Source organism: Pseudarthrobacter sp. B4EP4b (assembly GCF_006680095.1).
In the GTDB taxonomy this organism is placed as follows: Bacteria; Actinomycetota; Actinomycetes; order Actinomycetales; family Micrococcaceae; genus Arthrobacter.
This window is the reverse complement of record NZ_VHIJ01000034.1, coordinates 15,078-31,293: the sequence shown is the minus strand read 5'-3', so window position 1 is coordinate 31,293 and position 16,216 is coordinate 15,078. Positions and strand designations below refer to the sequence as shown.

18 protein-coding genes and 1 pseudogene are annotated in these 16,216 nt (G+C 65.2%); 7 read left to right on the top strand and 12 right to left on the bottom strand.

What is annotated here, in order from left to right; translation table 11 throughout:
- The first annotated feature begins 11 nt into the window (after window positions 1–11).
- Both FNL14_RS12545 and FNL14_RS12540 read left to right on the top strand, forming a co-directional pair.
- A pseudogene (locus FNL14_RS12545) lies at window positions 12–943 on the top strand (DUF2797 domain-containing protein).
- Between the two features lie 20 nt (window positions 944–963).
- Window positions 964–1,188 carry a DUF3188 domain-containing protein gene (locus tag FNL14_RS12540; protein WP_091414964.1) on the top strand — a complete coding sequence of 75 codons (225 nt, stop codon included), beginning with the start codon at window positions 964–966 and terminating at the stop codon, window positions 1,186–1,188.
- On the opposite strand, the gene FNL14_RS12535 is transcribed toward FNL14_RS12540, so the two are convergent.
- Both FNL14_RS12535 and FNL14_RS12530 read right to left on the bottom strand, forming a co-directional pair.
- The gene (locus FNL14_RS12535; RefSeq protein ID WP_255470817.1) at window positions 1,176–2,861 is read right to left on the bottom strand and encodes a SulP family inorganic anion transporter; all 1,686 of its coding nucleotides are present in this window, start codon (window positions 2,859–2,861) and stop codon (window positions 1,176–1,178) included. The two genes, FNL14_RS12540 and FNL14_RS12535, sit on opposite strands and share 13 nt — an antisense overlap.
- The gene (locus tag FNL14_RS12530; protein ID WP_091414967.1) at window positions 2,858–3,238 is read right to left on the bottom strand and encodes a metalloregulator ArsR/SmtB family transcription factor; all 381 of its coding nucleotides are present in this window, start codon (window positions 3,236–3,238) and stop codon (window positions 2,858–2,860) included. The genes FNL14_RS12535 and FNL14_RS12530 overlap by 4 nt, the downstream gene beginning before the upstream one ends.
- 124 nt (window positions 3,239–3,362) lie before the next feature.
- Between FNL14_RS12530 and FNL14_RS12525 the strand changes: the two genes are divergently transcribed.
- The 5 genes from FNL14_RS12525 (at window position 3,363) to FNL14_RS12505 (ending at window position 7,646) form a co-directional block, all read left to right on the top strand.
- On the top strand, window positions 3,363–3,824 hold the full coding sequence (locus tag FNL14_RS12525; RefSeq protein ID WP_142060514.1) for a MaoC family dehydratase N-terminal domain-containing protein: 462 nt from the start codon (window positions 3,363–3,365) through the stop codon (window positions 3,822–3,824).
- A 2-nt stretch (window positions 3,825–3,826) separates the two neighbouring features.
- Window positions 3,827–4,264 carry a MaoC family dehydratase gene (locus FNL14_RS12520; RefSeq protein WP_142060512.1) on the top strand — a complete coding sequence of 146 codons (438 nt, stop codon included), beginning with the start codon at window positions 3,827–3,829 and terminating at the stop codon, window positions 4,262–4,264.
- Between the two features lie 40 nt (window positions 4,265–4,304).
- Window positions 4,305–5,372: a UDP-N-acetylmuramate dehydrogenase gene (locus FNL14_RS12515; RefSeq protein ID WP_142060510.1), complete on the top strand. Its 1,068-nt coding sequence runs from the start codon at window positions 4,305–4,307 to the stop codon at window positions 5,370–5,372.
- A gap of 26 nt (window positions 5,373–5,398) precedes the next feature.
- Window positions 5,399–6,529, top strand: coding sequence for a winged helix DNA-binding domain-containing protein (locus FNL14_RS12510; RefSeq protein ID WP_142060508.1), 1,131 nt, complete (start codon window positions 5,399–5,401; stop codon window positions 6,527–6,529).
- A 154-nt stretch (window positions 6,530–6,683) separates the two neighbouring features.
- Entirely contained in the window at window positions 6,684–7,646 is a 963-nt protein-coding gene (locus tag FNL14_RS12505; protein ID WP_142060506.1) for a type IV toxin-antitoxin system AbiEi family antitoxin domain-containing protein, read from the top strand.
- A gap of 80 nt (window positions 7,647–7,726) precedes the next feature.
- On the opposite strand, the gene asd is transcribed toward FNL14_RS12505, so the two are convergent.
- From asd to FNL14_RS12455, 10 genes are all read right to left on the bottom strand, one after another.
- Complete coding sequence (gene asd, locus FNL14_RS12500; protein ID WP_142060504.1) at window positions 7,727–8,857, bottom strand: aspartate-semialdehyde dehydrogenase; 1,131 nt, start codon at window positions 8,855–8,857, stop codon at window positions 7,727–7,729.
- 98 nt (window positions 8,858–8,955) lie between these two features.
- Window positions 8,956–9,495 carry a hypothetical protein gene (locus FNL14_RS12495; RefSeq protein WP_255470816.1) on the bottom strand — a complete coding sequence of 180 codons (540 nt, stop codon included), beginning with the start codon at window positions 9,493–9,495 and terminating at the stop codon, window positions 8,956–8,958.
- 64 nt (window positions 9,496–9,559) lie between these two features.
- Window positions 9,560–10,036 (bottom strand): hypothetical protein, encoded by a 477-nt coding sequence (locus tag FNL14_RS12490; RefSeq protein WP_139204854.1) that lies wholly within the window; start codon window positions 10,034–10,036, stop codon window positions 9,560–9,562.
- 5 nt (window positions 10,037–10,041) lie between these two features.
- Entirely contained in the window at window positions 10,042–10,683 is a 642-nt protein-coding gene (locus FNL14_RS12485) for a hypothetical protein (RefSeq protein ID WP_142060502.1), read from the bottom strand.
- A gap of 27 nt (window positions 10,684–10,710) precedes the next feature.
- Window positions 10,711–11,694 carry a WXG100 family type VII secretion target gene (locus tag FNL14_RS12480; protein ID WP_255470815.1) on the bottom strand — a complete coding sequence of 328 codons (984 nt, stop codon included), beginning with the start codon at window positions 11,692–11,694 and terminating at the stop codon, window positions 10,711–10,713.
- A 125-nt stretch (window positions 11,695–11,819) separates the two neighbouring features.
- A complete protein-coding gene (locus FNL14_RS12475) occupies window positions 11,820–12,038 on the bottom strand; it encodes an NF038396 family protein (protein WP_091414989.1) in 219 nt (72 codons plus the stop codon).
- A gap of 2 nt (window positions 12,039–12,040) precedes the next feature.
- Window positions 12,041–12,625 (bottom strand): dihydrofolate reductase, encoded by a 585-nt coding sequence (locus tag FNL14_RS12470; RefSeq protein ID WP_091414992.1) that lies wholly within the window; start codon window positions 12,623–12,625, stop codon window positions 12,041–12,043.
- Window positions 12,622–13,425, bottom strand: a complete 804-nt coding sequence (locus FNL14_RS12465) for a thymidylate synthase (protein ID WP_142060494.1) — start codon at window positions 13,423–13,425, stop codon at window positions 12,622–12,624. Before FNL14_RS12465 ends, FNL14_RS12470 begins: the two co-directional genes overlap by 4 nt.
- A gap of 94 nt (window positions 13,426–13,519) precedes the next feature.
- Window positions 13,520–15,178, bottom strand: coding sequence for a hypothetical protein (locus tag FNL14_RS12460; protein ID WP_255470819.1), 1,659 nt, complete (start codon window positions 15,176–15,178; stop codon window positions 13,520–13,522).
- Window positions 15,179–15,239: 61 nt separating this feature from the next.
- A complete protein-coding gene (locus tag FNL14_RS12455) occupies window positions 15,240–16,208 on the bottom strand; it encodes an NUDIX hydrolase (protein ID WP_142060492.1) in 969 nt (322 codons plus the stop codon).
- Window positions 16,209–16,216: the final 8 nt, after the last annotated feature.

The window sequence follows — 16,216 nt, the reverse complement described above, 5'->3', positions numbered from 1 at the left end:
CAGGAGACCCCGTGACCGATACGCCCTATCTGGTCCACGGGGTCTTTTGGCCTGCGGCGGAAGATTCCGCCGACAGCGCGCCTCCCGTCCTCGGCTGCAGGCCCCGGACGGCGCCTTCCGTGAAACAGCGCTCGACGACGGGTCCCGGCTGGGCTTCCGGCTCGCCGCGGAGGGGAAGTCCTGCCTGGGGCACCACCGCGTGCACGGGCCCGGCCATCGGGACCACGTGCTGTGCAGGAACCAGTCGCCGTCTGTCCGAGGGCACCAGTGCGGGCGGTGCTTTGTAGCGGACGACTTCCGGCTGATGCACGACTTCCACCGTGGCGGCGGCGTTCCGCCCGGGCTGCGAAGCTACCTCATGCAGCCACATTGGCTGTACGTGGCCACGTTCGCGAACGGGGCCAGCAAGGTGGGAACAGCGTCAGACCTGCGCAAGTGGCAGCGGCTCGCCGAACAGGGTGCCGTGGCGGCCAGTTACATTGCCCGCGCTGCCGACGGCCGGGTGGTGCGGATCCTTGAGGACCTGGTGACGCGCGACGGCGGCCTGCCGCAACAGGTGCGCTCCGCAGCCAAGGCTGCCGCCCTGGCAGCACCGGCGCCCGCAGAACAGCTCACCGCCCACAACACGGCCTTGGCTGACGACGCCCGGCGGCTGCTGTCCCGGGCGGATGAAGACGGCTTTGAGGTGGTCACGGAAACCTGGAACAGGCCGCGGCTGGCGGGAAGGTTGTGTTCCGGATCCGCCCGCCACACGTACCCTCATGGGCTGGCTGCAGGCACGCACGGGTTCACCATCCGGTCCGTCTGCGGCAGTTTTGTGCTGGCCGCCCTTGATGACAGCGGCCTCGAGTTCGTGCTGGACCTGGGCCGGCTGAAAGGCCGCACCATCGAACCGGGTGAGCACACCTCCGAGGTCCCGGCGGTCCAGGAAGCGCTGTTCTGAAGCCCCGGTAGACTGGCTTGGTGCTGAACGAATTCTGGGCCACCGCGCCAACCCGCTACAAAGTCCTGGTTTTCAGCGCGATGGGACTGATCGCCGTCGGCATCATTCTGAACCTCGTTGGCAACACCAGCGGCAACCAGGCGCTGGCCATGGCATCGCTCCCGCTGATCGGGCTGGGACTTGTCCTGCACGTCGCCGGCATCGTGGTCCGCGGCCAGGCCATCCGCAAGGGCTACAAGCGGTAGCCCGCACTCCGGCGGACGTGGCTGCGGGCATGCTCCACGGCGTCGGGCAGACGCTCAAACAGGTGCTTGTGGTGCCGCAGGGAACGGATCACTCCCACGTTGGTAACCAACGCCAGGTGATCCGGCCGGACACCCTTGAGCAGGACTGTGATTCCGCGCAGTTCCAGGGCAGAGATGACCTCGACCAGGGCGTGGGCGCCGGTGGCGTCGAGCATCCGCACCTGGGAGAGCCTGATGATGGCCACTTGAACGTCCTTGACCTGGCTGATTTCCTGGAGGATCCGTTCGGCGGCTCCAAAGAACATAGCTCCGTCCAGCCGGAGGACGGCGATGTGCTCATCTCCTTCGGACGGCTCCCCGGGAATGTCCTCACGCTGCACACTGCTCAGTGACGCGAATTTCCGCAGCGCGAAAAGGGCCGCCGCGGCAAGTCCGATCTGGATGGCAACAATCAGGTCGAAAGCTACCGTAATGATGGCCGTGAGAACAAAGACGGCGGCGTCCGGCCTGGTGGAACCCAGGATGGCGGTGACGGTCCGCCGCGAAACCATCCGTACTGCCGTAACCATCAGGATCCCGCCCAGCGCCGCCAGCGGAATGCGGCTGACCATCCCCGAGGCAAAATACGTGATGCCCAGCAACACCACCGCATGGATTGCTGCTGCAAGGCGAGTCCTGGCTCCTGAGCGAACATTGACCGCGGTCCGGGCGATGGCCCCGGTGGCAGGCATGCCGCCAAACAGGCCGGCCGCGATGGACGCCAGGCCCTGTCCCGTCAGCTCCCGGTCCGGAGTGTAGGGTCCGGTGGGCTTGCCGTCCGGACCGCTCATCCCGGCGGCCACCCTCGCAGAGAGCAGGGACTCAATGGCAGCCAGGCAGGCGATGGCCACAGCGGGCATCGCCAGGCTGCCCAAGGATGCCAGCTCAAAAGCGGGGATGGCAGGCGCCGGCAGGGAATGCGGAAGAGGGCCGATCCGGGGAATGTCCAGCTGCAGGAGCTCGGCAGCTGCCGTGGCCAGGAAAACCGCGAGCAGGCTCGCGGGAAGCGCCCGGGACAGCTTTTGCGCCAGAACCATAACGACGGCGACCAGCGCCACGAGTGCGAGCGTCAGCAGGACGGTTGGAGCGGCCGCCGTCGATGCCGCCTCGATGGCCGCAAGGAGTGTGTTGTGTCCCGGGGTTCCGGGCGTGCCGGTGGCAAGCGGGACCTGCTGAAGGAAGATGATGGCCGCGATGCCGAGGGTAAAACCCTCCACCACCGGCCAGGGTATGAAGGCTACGGCCCGGCCCAGGCCGCTGAAACCCAGCACACAGACCAGCACGCCCGCCATCAGGGACAAAAGAGCCACACTGCCGGTGCCGTGGACCGCCACCACGGGAGCAAGCACCACAACCATGGCGCCGGTGGGCCCGGACACCTGCACCGGGGAGCCGCCCATAACAGCCGCCACCAGCCCGGCCACGATCGCTGTTATAAGTCCGGTTTCAGCGCCCACCCCGGAGCTCACGCCGAATGCCAGGGCAAGCGGCAGCGCCACGATGCCCACGGTGATGCCGGCCAGCAGATCGGTACGCCATGATGCCGCGAGCCCCGCGTAGTCCTTCCGGGACGGCAGGAACCGCCGTGCCCTCCGGATCGCCGGGCCGGTGGCGGTGCGCTGGCCCGTGCTCACGAGGCTGCTCCGGGTGACAGGTGCTCTGCCGGCAACTGCTGTGCCAGCCTGAGCTGCTCGTGCGATTCAGCGAGGCTGTCCAGCAGGAACGTCCGCGCGATGGCAAGGAGCTGCGAAACTCCGGGATGCGCCAACTGATAGGTCACCGCATTGGCGGTGCGTACCGACGTCACCACCTTGTGCTTTCGAAGGGTGGCCAGGTGCTGGGAGAGGTGGGACGCTTCCAGCCCGGTTTCTGCCAGCAGGTAACTCACTGGCGCAGTTTCCCTGGGCGCCGCTGCCAGCAGCTCAAGGATCCGGATCCTTGCCGGATGCGCCAAAGCCTTGAAGAGGTTGGCTTTGATCTCGTACAGCGGAGCCTGGGCGGAGGACAACATGGCAGCGCTCCTGTACGCGGTGACTGCCTCAGGAGCGAGCCCCGCCGATTGATGGATTGATGAAACCATCATACCACTGCCTGCAAGACCGCCCGGGAGATGAGGCAGCGATAGGCTTGAGCCCATGACTATCAATCCGGAACTGCAGGGCAGAAGCTACCCTGCCGCAGAGGTGTACGACGTCGGCCGCGAGAAGATCCGCGAGTTCGCCCGCGCCGTGAAAGCAAACCACCCTGCACACTTCGACGTGGACGCCGCCAAGGCGCTGGGCCACGCCGACCTTGTTGCCCCGCCGACGTTCGCCATCATCATCGCCCAACGCGCCGACGCCCAGCTCATCGAGGATCCGGACGCCGGCATCGACTTCTCCCGCGTGGTCCACGCCGACCAGCGCTTCACGCACCACCGCCCCATCTTTGCCGGCGACCGGCTGGTGGCAGAGCTGCACGTGGACGGTGTCCGGTCCATGGGCGGGGGAGCGATGATCACCACCCGCTCTGAAGTCTTCGCACTCGGCGCGGACGAATCCCGTGAGCCGGTCACCACCACCACGTCATCCATCCTGGTCCGCGGAGAGGGACAGTAGCCATGAGCCTCAGCATCCACGAACTCAGCCCCGGCCAGGACATTGGCAGCCGCACCATCGAGGTCACCCGCACCGACCTGGTCAAGTACGCGGGCGCTTCCGGTGACTTCAACCCCATCCACTGGAACGAAGCCTTCGCCACCGGCGTTGAACTGCCCGGCGTCATCGCCCACGGCATGTTCACCATGGGCTCCGCCGTGCAGCTGGTCACCGACTGGGCAGGCGATCCGGCCGCCGTCGTGGACTTCCAGACCCGCTTCACCAAGCCCGTCCTGGTCACCGACACCACGGGAACGGAGGCGCCGGGCGCCACCATCGAGGTCAGCGGACTGATCGGAAAACTCGACGCCGAGGCCAACACCGCGCGCATCGACCTCACCGTTGTTGCGGCAGGCCAGAAGGTCCTGATGAAGGCCCAGGCCGTCGTCAAACTCAGCTGAGCCGGAAAGCGGGGCTCATGTTCGGCGATAGGGTTGTCTGGTGACTTCCACCCTGCTTTCCCAGTTCACCACGGCCGCCGTCGGAGGCCCCGCCGGCACCTTTATCGAGGCCCTGACCGAGGCTGACATCATCGACGCCGTCCGGACAGCGGACGCGGCGGGGGAGCCGCTGCTGATTATCAGCGGCGGCTCCAACCTGCTGATTTCCGACGACGGGTTCCCCGGCACCGTCGTCAGGATCGCCTCGGAGGGATTCACCGTCAACGCCGAGGACTCCTGCGGCGGGGTGGCCGTGGTGGTGCAGGCGGGCCACAACTGGGACAAGCTCGTGGAGCACGCTGTCCTTCACGCCTGGTCCGGCATCGAGGCGCTGGCGGGCATCCCGGGCTCCACCGGGGCAACTCCCGTGCAGAACGTGGGCGCCTATGGTTCGGACGTTTCGCAGACCATTGCCGCCGTGCGGACCTGGGACCGCGAGCGGAACGCCGTCAAAACCTTCACCAACTCCGAGTTGAAGTTCGGCTACCGGGACTCCATCCTGAAGCAGACCACCATCAACGGCTCGCCCCGTTATGTGGTGCTGACGGTGGAGTTCCAGCTGCCGATCGGGCGCATGAGTGCTCCCATCCGGTATGCGGAGCTTGCCCGGTCGCTGGGGGTGGAACAGGGAAAGCGTGCCTACGCCACCGACGTCCGCCGGGAAGTGCTGCGGCTGCGTGCTTCCAAGGGCATGGTGCTGGATCCGGCAGACCGCGACACCTTTTCCACCGGTTCGTTCTTCACCAACCCGATTGTCCCGGCGGAGGTGGCCGAGGCTCTGCCGGAGGGCGCGCCGCGTTATCCTGCCGGTCAGGACGGGCTGGTGAAGCTCTCTGCCGCCTGGCTGATAGACCAGGCCGGCTTTGGCAAGGGCTTTGGGCTGGAGCCTGGCAGCGTCAGCGGAGGCCGTGCATCCCTGTCCACCAAGCACACCCTGGCCATCACCAACCGCGGCTCAGCCAAGGCAGCCGATGTGGTGGCGGTGGCCCGCGAGGTGCGTGCCGGCGTCGAACGTCGTTTTGGCATTGAACTCCACCCGGAACCGCTGCTGATCGGGCTGGAGCTGTAGCCCGGTCCTGGCCATAGGATGGGGCCATGGCTGCGAAGGTGGGGATCCGTCTTGACCGTCGAACGCTGGGCAGGCTTCGCCTGGTGTCCCAACGGCTGCTCCCGCACCCGGCTGTTCCCCCGCAACCGCACCATCCTGATTCGATAGCTGCCACGGTCCGCTGGATGACAGCCATTCAGGCCCAGGACCTGCAGGCGGCACTCTGGGCTGTGGGCGCCAGGGCTCCCGGAGCAGACGTGGCCGATGTCCGTTCCGCCCTTGATTCCGGTGCTGTGGTGCGCTCGTGGCCCATGCGCGGAACGCTGCACCTGGTGGCGCCGGAGGACCTGCACTGGATGCTGGACCTTACTGCGGAGCGTCTCACCAAAGGCATTGCCGGCCGGCACCGCGAATTGGGTATTTCCTGGGCTGACATCGAAAAGTGCCGCGACCTGGCCCTGGAGTACATCGCTGCAGGTGGTCCTGCCGGCAGGGCTGCCCTTTTCGAGGTTTTCGACGCCGCCGGGCAGTCTACCCAGGGCCAGCGGGGTATCCACATCCTCGGGACACTGTGCCGGCACGGCTGGCTGGTGCTCGGGCCGCTGGCGGGAAACCAGCAGTTGTTTGCCTCCTTCAATCAATGGATCCCGGACTCGCGCCGGCTCGAACGGCAGGAGGGCATCGCCGAGTTCGCGCTGCGCTATTTCCGAAGCCACGGGCCGGCCACCATCCGGGACTTCGCCTGGTGGACGCAGGTTCCGCTGACCGAGGTCCGGGCGGCTTTTGAGGGCATTAAGGACCAGCTGGTCAATGTGGAGTTTGGGGGCACCAGTTACTGGCTGTCCACGGAGACGGCATCATTGCTCGACGGCCGCGTGCCGGGGCAGCGGTCCGTCCTCCTGCTTCCCGGTTTCGACGAGTTTCTGCTGGGTTACCAGGACCGCAGCCTTGTCCTGGCTCCCGAGCATGCCAACAAGATCGTCCCCGGCGGCAACGGTGTCTTCAAGAAAACGCTGGTGGCCGGGGGAGAGGTGATAGGCACGTGGGCCCGTTCCGGCACGGGCGCGGGTGCCGCCGTCGTGCCTGAACTCTTTGATGAAGCCCGTCCCCTCGGCGTCACGGCGCAGGCTGCCTTCAACCGTGCCGCCCAACGCTACCTCGCCTTCCTCGGCGCCTAAAACAGTACGCGCGGCCCTGGGCCGCTTAACCGGTGCTGGCCACCACCGGTTGAGCGGGGCACGGCCGCTGCTGCACATTTACGGGTACAAGAGTTGTCCACACTCGGCAGCCTGCGGCTTCCCTTCACACGGTCGGCGGACGAAGTATTGGTCCATGAAGCCCGAGAAAACCCGGCAATTGATAGAGGACCGCTGGCCGTCAACGCCCCTGGCATCGACCACGGAGCTTCAGGAAGCCGGCATAGGGGACCGGCTCCTCACGTCGGCGGTGCGGCACGGCACCGTAGTTCGTGTGCGTCGCGGCGCCTACGCACAGAACTTGTATTGGAACGGGCTAAAGCCATGGGCCCGTGACCGCCTGCTCGTTGATGCACACCATCTCTCCACTGGCGGGACTGCCCTGTACAGCCACCTCAGCGCAGCGCGGCTGCACGAATGCCAGGTGTGGAATACCGGACCGCTGATCCACGTAACAACCGGCTATGCGAATTCCCGGGCAAGCGCAGGAACGGATGTCAGGACGCATCGGGCTGCCGTCACGGAAGATGACATCACCCGGCTCGTGACCACTGACGGTAAGGTTTTCCTTGCAACCAGCCTGGAGAGGACTGTTCTGGACTGCGCGCGGATCCTGCCGCTCGAGCAGGCGGCCGTAATTGGCGATCACGCGTTGCGCAAGGGAGCCTCGCGCGACGATATCCAGCGGCTTCTCAGCATCGGTCCGGAAAAGCGAGGGAGCCGGAAGGCCCGTATCCTGCTGGACGCGCTGGACGGACGGTCCGAATCTGCGGGGGAGACCCGGACGAGGCTTCTGCTGCATGCCATAGGTATTCGCAGCTTCATACCCCAATTTGAGATTCCAACTGTTTCCGGCCTGTTCCGGGCCGATTTCGCTGATCCGGAAGCGAGGACCGTCATCGAGTTTGATGGCGCCGGGAAGTACACGGAGTACCGGCCCACGGAACAAGTTCTTCTCGCTGAACGCCGGCGGGAGAACGCGCTGATTGAAGAGGGGTGGTTGGTACTTCGGCTCAACTGGCAGCACCTTGACCGGCCCGCAGAGTTAAAGCTCCGCCTGCAGGTTATGGCAGAGCGCTCCCGCCGGATATCCGCCTGACACAAGAGCGGCCCTGACCCGCTTAACCGGTGCTGGGCAGCAACGGTTAAGCGGGCCAGGGCCGCTCCTGGGGAACCGGCCTACAGGTTCCCGGTGGCGATGTTCAGCATGCGGCGCAGCGGCTCGGCGGCGCCCCAGAGGAGCTGGTCCCCCACGGTGAAGGCGCTGATGTACTGCGGGCCCATCTCCATCTTGCGGATGCGGCCCACCGGGATGTCCAGGGTGCCGGAGGCGGCGACGGGGGTCAGGTCGGCCATGGAGGCTTCCTTGGTGTTCGGAACCACCTTGGCCCACTGGTTGTCCTCGTCCAGCAGCTTTTCGATCTCGGCGACGGACAGGTCCTCGCGCAGCTTGAGGGTCAGTGCCTGGGAGTGGGAGCGCATGGCGCCGATGCGGACGCAGAGGCCGTCCATGATGATCCGGTTTTCGTCCGAGGTGCCCAGGATCTTGTTGGTCTCAACCCCGGCCTTCCACTCTTCCTTGGACTGGCCGTTGCCCAGGTCCGCGTCGATCCAGGGGATCAGGGAGCCGGCAAGGGGAACGCCGAACTGGGTGGCGTCGATGTCGGTGCGCTGGTGGGCCAGGACCTTGCGGTCGATGTCCAGGATGGCCGACGCCGGGTCGTCCAGTTCCGTGCTGACCTCGGCGTTGAGTGTGCCGAACTGGCTGAGCAGCTCGCGCATGTGCCGCGCGCCGCCGCCGGAGGCAGCCTGGTAGGTCATGGAGGTGCCCCATTCGACCAGGTTGTTCTTGAACAGGCCGCCGAGGCCCATGAGCATGCAGGAGACGGTGCAGTTGCCGCCGATGAAGTCCTTGGTGCCGTTGACCAGGCCTTTGTCGATGACGTCGCGGTTGATCGGGTCCAGGACGATGATGGAGTCATCGTTCATGCGGAGGGTGGAGGCGGCGTCGATCCAGAGGCCATCCCAGCCGCGGCTGCGCAGTTCGCCGTGGACCTGCTTCGTGTAATCGCCGCCCTGTGCGGTGACGATAATGGGCAGCTTGGCCAGCGTGTCGACGTCGAACGCGTTTTCGAGCTTGCCGGCGCCTTCTGCGAAGGAAGGCGCGGCACCTCCCGCGTTGGAGGTGGAGAAGAACACCGGGTTGATGTTGGCGAAGTCGCCCTCGTCCTGCATGCGCTGCATCAGGACGGAACCGACCATGCCGCGCCATCCGACCAGGCCGACGGAAGGGGTAGCTGCTGTAGTCATTCGTACAGTTTAGACTTCGGAACCGGCACGGCGCAGTCGGTTACGTCACGCGCCCACGGGTTCCGGCTCAACGGACACGCCGGCACGTGTGGGGCAGCCTAGTTGTCGAACTGGCGTGCGGTGGGCTCGGGGATTCCACGCTCGGCGCGGAGGCGTTTTGCCGTCGAAGCTACCTTCGCCATCCGAATGGCATACGCCGCACCTCCCAGCCCGGCGGCCGTCAGGAACAGCCCGCCCCACATCGGATCCTGGCCTTGGCCAGTGGGCCCGATGACCAGCAGGACGGAGAAGACTGCCGCTGCAGCGAAGAAGACGGCCATCGCCAGGAAGCCGCCGGCGGACCTCACCTTCGGGTGGGAGCTTGCCGTGACCACTCCCAGCTCGTCTTTGGCGTAACTGTGGAGCCTGCCCTCCACCGTACGGAACAGGACTCTCTTGTCACCGCGTGCCAGCGCCTGTTCGTGGTAGGCGCGGACTTGGTCGTCGGAGTGCGGGCCGCTGCCCGTGTTGCTGCCTGGAATGCCGTTGTGCACGCTGGTCCCCGGTCCGTATTCTTTCTCGTACATGAGCACATTGACGGGGCTCGGACCATATTTGGTTCCGTCCGGCCAGCGGAATGCGGGGCGGTCAGCTTCCATAAGCGTTCCTACCGAGGCGTTTTTCTTGCAGCGGAACTTACATCTCAGCCATGCCGCTTCAGTACTAGGCCTCACCAGGAAATGGGCGCGTGCTGTCAGGGAAGTTTTCGCGGGTGATGGCAATACCCGAGGGATTGGATTCAAACCAGGCCCGGGCCTGGTCATCGGTCAGGGCGAAACGCGGCTTTGGCAGCCCTTTCAGCCTGCGCTGCCTGGAAGCCCGCAATTCGCGGCGAAGATTCATGATGCCCAGTAGCCAGCCGCCGGTAAAGAGGACGGTGCCAAGTAACCCAAAAACAACCACAATCAGATTAAGGCTCGCAAGGGCGATGATCAGCAGAAGGGGTGCGCCGAGCGCAGGGATGGTCATGAGGGCTGTTACCACGAAAAGCCCGGTGGTTGTGTGGACGGAGTAGTTCCCGGTTGGCTGGGCACCGCCGATGCCCCACTCTTCCTTCGTGTAGGCATGCACGGTGCGTTCCATACCCGTCGCATAAAAGTACTGGCGTTCGACGAGTAGTTTTTGTACGGCGGGATCCATTTCCATCAGTTTTCGCCAGCTTCATGACCGAAGGCCTTCAGTACCGCCGTAAGGTCCTCGCTGGTCGTCGCAAGTTGTTCAGGTCCAACAACGTCGCCCTGCGCAATGGTGTGGGCCCAACCGCGGGTGTCTTTGCGGATAAGGAGCTGCTGTGAGGAAGGGACCCGTCCAGATCTGATCTTCACGCCACCTTCCGGATACTTGAGCAGGTGCTCCCGAACAATGAAGGCTTCTGCCGCTTCCTTGGAGAAGTGAGCATCCTGGGGAAGGACGAACCAGCTCATCATGGTTCTCGGCTGGAAGATCAGCGATATTTTTCCGGCCTCGGCATGAAGCACCGAGTCTGCGCGCTGCGCGTCCATCAGCAGATCCAGTTGTGTCCATTTTGCCGCATGGGAGAGGGTGTAAGCGACTGCATCCACCTTTGTATCAAACTCGACGTTGGTGCCATCGACTGCCGCCAGGCGGCGAGCGATGAGCGACGAGAGGCCCGCGCTGACCAGTTGCTTGTTCTCTGACTCCTCCGTTAGCCGGAGCCAGGCGGCGCTGGCGCGGGATTCGTCTGTGTCCTGCAGTTGTACGAGATAAGCCATTTCTGCAACACCGAATCCCAGGGAGGTGTCTGTCGCCGTTTGTGCCTCAGTCATGCTGTCCATCCTATGAGTCCCCATTTTCTAGAAGCCGAAGAAGTCCTTGACACCGTCGCCGACTGCTCCTACCAAATCTTCAGTCGTGTCGCCCACCCAATCGAAGGCGTCGTCGATCGCGTCCTTGGCCCCTGGGACCATCTCGACGGCGGCCCATGCGCCGCCCACAACCATGCACGTGACCCCAACAGGTGGGGGGAAGAAAGAGCCGACGCCGAGAGCGGTTTTCAGGCCGGACTTAAGCGCGTCACCAGTCTCGCCGGCGCGAATCGCGTTGACCGTGTCGAGTCCATCCAAGCCAACGCTGATCCCCCCGAGGACATGTCCCGCGGAGTTGAGACCGAACTTCGCCCAGGGGCCGATCTCCGCTGCTCCCGTACCCCGGGCCATGTCGGCGAAGTCACCGAATTTGCCGCTCAGAAGGTCAGAAGTACCTGAGAACGCGCCCCGCAAAGGATCGGCGCGCGCCGAAGCTTCCCATAGGTCCTTATTGAAAAAGCGTTTCCATGCTGCCAAGTCCTGGCCCGCTCCGAACAAGGCGTCGATTTCGTGGCCATGCCGGGCATTAAATTGCGAAATGTCACGAAGACCCAGAGGAACACCCTTCAGCCCAAGGACTCCGTTGTAGGCGTCCCAGCCGTTCCGGAAGGGTGAGTCACCGTTGGAAAGCCACTCTGGACCCACGGGAACGAACGGCGAGGACGGAGTGCCAGCCTCGACACCAGGACGGGAACCGCCGGATCCCGCGCCCGTGTTGCTCGCCTTCTCCTGCTGATCAGCGTTGACGAGTAGCTTCTTCGACTCCTGCTGCAGCGCGAAGGCAGCCTGCTGGAGCATCGCCCGGTGGCTTCCGTTCCAGTCGGAGCGGAACGCAACGGCGTCCTGGCCCTTCCATGATGTCGTGCTGTTGATGTGGCTTGTCAGCTGCGTGGATTGCTGCAGCAGCTGATCGGCCGTCTTGCCGAACTGCTGCGCCAGCGTCCGCAACCCGGCAACGTCCGCGCCCCACAAATTTCCTGCCACCAGGCAATCCCCCCGATATTCGACCAGCGTCTTTCAAGCCGGAACCCAGCCCAGCCTATTAGCAACATGCTGCAGCCGCGATGGGGTGTCCCTCCCATACGCAGCACCGCGTGCTAGCCGCGCTTTGACTCCTCCAGCACGGCTGCCTTGCGCGCCCGCAGCGCGAAGAAGGCCCCGAAGGCGAAGACCTGCGTCACCACCACCAGCACGATGGCCCCGGCGATCTTGTTGCCGCCCAGGATCATGGTGAATCCTACGATGGCGGACAGCAGCGCCAACAGGGGGAGCAGCATGTAGCCCAGCACAAAGAGAGTTTCGGGTTTCTTTAACATTCCTAGCCCTCAGTCCGTGACCATTTGGTAAACCGGTAGCGTGTGCCGTTGGCGGCCGTCAGCCAGCCGTCCGGGGGAACCGAGGCGGAAGCCTCCCACCCGGTGCCAAGCTCGGGGGCGAAAGTGTCCCCGTCGGCTTCGACGTCGATGGTGGTGACCACTGCGACGTTCGCCAGCTCCGTGGACTGGCGGAAAATCTCGCCGCCGCCCAGGATCCAGACGGTTTCGCCGCCGTCCACAAACTGGGACTCGAGCAACGCGTCATCAAGTGAAGGAACCACGACGGCGCCCTCCGCCTCGGGCGTGTCGGCCCAGCTTTTTTGCCGGGTAATCACGATGTTGGTGCGGCCGGGCAGGGGGCGGAACTTGTCCGGGAAGGAAAGCCACGTCTTGCGGCCCATCACCACCGGGTGGCCCATGGTGAGCTGGTTGAAGTGCTTCAGGTCCTCGGGCAGGTGCCAGGGCATGTCGCCGTCCTTGCCGATGACCCCGTCGGGTGTCTGCGCCCACACGAGGCCCACACCGGTGACCGAGGCGGCCAGCTCTTCCGTAAAGGACTGCGGATCGGTGGAGTTCTCCGTGCTCATACGGCGATCGGAGCCTTGATCGTGGGATGGTGCTGGTAGCCCACCACTTCGAAGTCCTCAAGGGTGTAGTCGAAGATCGACGCCGGCTTCCGCGTGATCTTGAGCTGCGGGTACTCGTAAGGCTCCCGTTCCAGCTGCTTGAGGACCTGGTCCATGTGGTTCTCGTAGATGTGGACGTCGCCGCCGGTCCAGACGAATTCGCCGGGCTCCAGCCCCACCTGCTGGGCCACCATGCAGGTGAGCAGTGCGTATGAGGCGATGTTGAACGGCACGCCCAGGAACATGTCCGCGGAGCGCTGGTACAGCTGGCAGGACAGTTTGCCGTCCGCCACGTAGAACTGGAAGAACGCGTGGCACGGCGGCAGCGCCATGTCGTGGAGTTCGGAGACGTTCCACGCGGACACGATGTGCCGCCGCGAGTCCGGGTTGGATTTCAGGTTCTCCACCAGTTCGGCGATCTGGTCGATGTGGCCGCCATCGGGTGTGGGCCAGCTGCGCCACTGCACACCATAGACGGGGCCGAGATCGCCGTCGGCGTCTGCCCATTCATTCCAGATGGTGACGCCCTGGTCCTGCATCCACTTGATGTTGGTTTCGCCGCGCAGGAACCACAAAAGCTCCACCGCCACGGATTTGAAGTGGACCCGCTTGGTGGTGATCAGCGGGAAGCTTTTCGAGAGGTCAAAACGCATTTGGCGCCCGAAAACGCTGGTTGTTCCGGTCCCCGTACGGTCCGATTTGTGCGTGCCGGAAGCCAGGACTTCGCGCAGGAGGTCTTCATAAGGCGTTGGGATGCTCACGCCACAAGTCTACTGTGGCGCGAGCCGGCCACGTCAGCAGGCCGAGCAGCACGTCGTCCCACTACCAGGCGCGTAGCGACTGCGACCGCCCCGCTCATGTGACCGGTTCCCGGACCGCTTGCCTGCGTGCCACGGGGGTGCGGGCAAAGCTGCGGACGGGGATGACGGCGATCACCACGCCTGTTGCTGCGAGCAGGGCGCCCACCGCCCCGGATGCCTCCCAGAACCAGTTCAAGGGGACCGGCTCTAGGCTGACTGCCGTTCTAACAGCCGGTCCAGCGAACAGCAGCAGCACCCCTGCCTGCACGGTGAAGCAGGCCGCAAGCGCGCGGACCACCCGGTGTACGGTGATGGCGCGGAGGGCAGCATCGAGCCCCTGAACCACGGCCGGAATTCCCCGGCGCAGCCGCGCGGCCGCCAGGGGCAGCAGGGACACCGCGCACACCGTTGCCGCTGCCCAGATGGTCCCGGGCCACGTCGGCGCCTCGTCCACTGCTGCCTCGGCGGCGGCGGTCAACACAAGCACAACAACGAGCACCGCGAATGCCCCGAGCGCGGTGGTGACCAATGCCGGGCTGACTGATTGCCGCGGCCAGGTGCGGGGCGCGTCAGGTATTCCATGATTGTGGTGAAGAAGCAGTTCTCCTACTGCTGCGGCCACCAGGACTGACGACGCCGATACCGCCACAGCGAGGGCGGGGTGCCCCGTGGCCACTCCCGGGATCATCAGCACGAGCGCCACCGGAACCAGGGCCGCCAGTCCCAGCGCCGCTCCAATCGATACCAAGAGCCGGGTGGCAGGATGGGATGCCGCTTCGGGGGCGCCGCGCGGGTCCACGCCATGGCCAGCCCGGGCGGGGGGAAGCTTGGGCGGTGCCCACCACCACATGGCCAGAAGGACGCCCAGACCGACCACTCCGGCGGCGTTCGTCCAGCTCCCGGAAACGCTGGAAGGATCCGGCCGGGCGGCGTGGTTGCCTGCAACGGCCGCCAGGCCCGCCGCCACGGTGGCGACAGTGCGAAGAAGCCGGTTCATGGCAATGGTCCGCAGGACGTCATTGTCTTCGGGGGTCAGGGACTCAAGCTGCCGCCGTCGCGAGATCAGCGTCAGTACTGCCAGGGTTCCCATAGCAAGGATGATCAATGCAACGCTCAGAAAGGCCGCCAGTTCGACACCGGGAATGCGGCCATCTCCGCCATAGGGGATATATCCGTTGGGGCCATCGGGGCGTGACCCGTACTGGACCGGTGCGAACCCTGGCAGTGTCGCCGTCCAGCTAATCTGTGCTGCGGCCAAGGCAAAGATCACCAGAACCGTCCAGGCGAGCCGCCGGGGTAGGAAATCCCGCATCCGCCGCCCCTCCAGCGTCACCGGCTGCTGCGGCAGCCTTGGCCGGGGGAAACTCAGTTGGCCGATGGCGTGAACAGCCAGGCAGCCCAGCACGGGCCACGCCAAGGCCTGGATGATGTCGGCCGCGCCGGTGAGCGGCCTGGCTGCAGAACCAGCGGGAAGGATTCCGGCGTTTCCCGCCGGCTGCAGCGAGCTGGCCAGCCAGCCCAAGACCCCTACCCATAAGGCATGCCGGGAAGCAGTGACAGCAGAGACTCCATTGCCGCGTTCGCGGACCACCCCGCGAAGCAGCACGTGAACCCCGGTTGCCAGAAGGAGCGCCCAGAGGACGGCCAGGGGCGGGACGTTGCTGAAGACGGCAATCACATCGGAATCCGGCACATTTCCCCCAAAATCGTGCATCAATCTACTGAGTGTTTGATACAAACCGGCCGGGGTCAAGCGCGGCACTCACCGCCGCGGGTCAGTCGTCGAAGGGCCTGAACTGCTCGACGGCGACAATCCGGTTTTTCCCGCCCGGCGCCACATGGCACACCACCAGTTCCCCGGGGGACAGGTATGGTTCGTTGGCCGGCAGGAGCGCGGCCAGTTGCTGCGGCATGTGTTGCGCCAGCTGCCCGAACACGGTGGGCAGCGCCGGTCGGTGGGTGCAGACAACCACCGGCCGCTGCTTATCAAACAGGCCCTCGACCACGGCAGCGGTTTTCTTCGGGTTCCGCTGATGCCGGTGTTCGGTCAGGGCTTCCGAGAGCTTCACTTTGGGACTGGCCACCTTCGCGTAGGGGGCGATGGTTGCCACACAGCGGAGCCACGGACTGGTGACCACCCGAGGCGGCTTCCACGCCTGGAGCAGCCGGCCCACTGCCTGCGCCTGGCGGGTTCCAGTGGCGGCCAGCGGGCGCTCACCTTCGGCCTTGGACCAGGACGAGCGGGGTTTCGCCTTGGCGTGGCGGAGCACCAGGAGCGGCCAGGTGTTCAGCTCGCCGCGCCCATGGGCGTCCTGCAAGTATTCGAGCGGTGCGACGTCGGAGGGGTTGGACAGCAGCCGGGCCGCCTTTTCGGGGGCACACCACATCACGCTGTCCACCTCCTTGCCGTCGGGCACCAGCTTGTCCCCGTTGACCCTGACAGCCCAGTAGTAGACCACCTTCAGGCCGGACGCCACGTGGTAGTGGATCGGGGGCAGCGGTATGCCCAGTGACGCGGACAGGCCAATCTCTTCCCACACCTCACGGATGGCGCACTCAGGGATGGTCTCGCCGTCGTCTATCTTGCCCTTGGGCCAGGACCAGTCGTCATAGCGCGGGCGGTGGATGAGGAGGACCTCAAGCTGGTCTTTATTCAACCGCCAGGGCAGCGCACCGGCAGCCGTGACGGCTACGGGTTCGCCTGGGTGGTCTGTCTGGTCTGCTACGAGTGCGTCGCTCGACAAAACCGCGC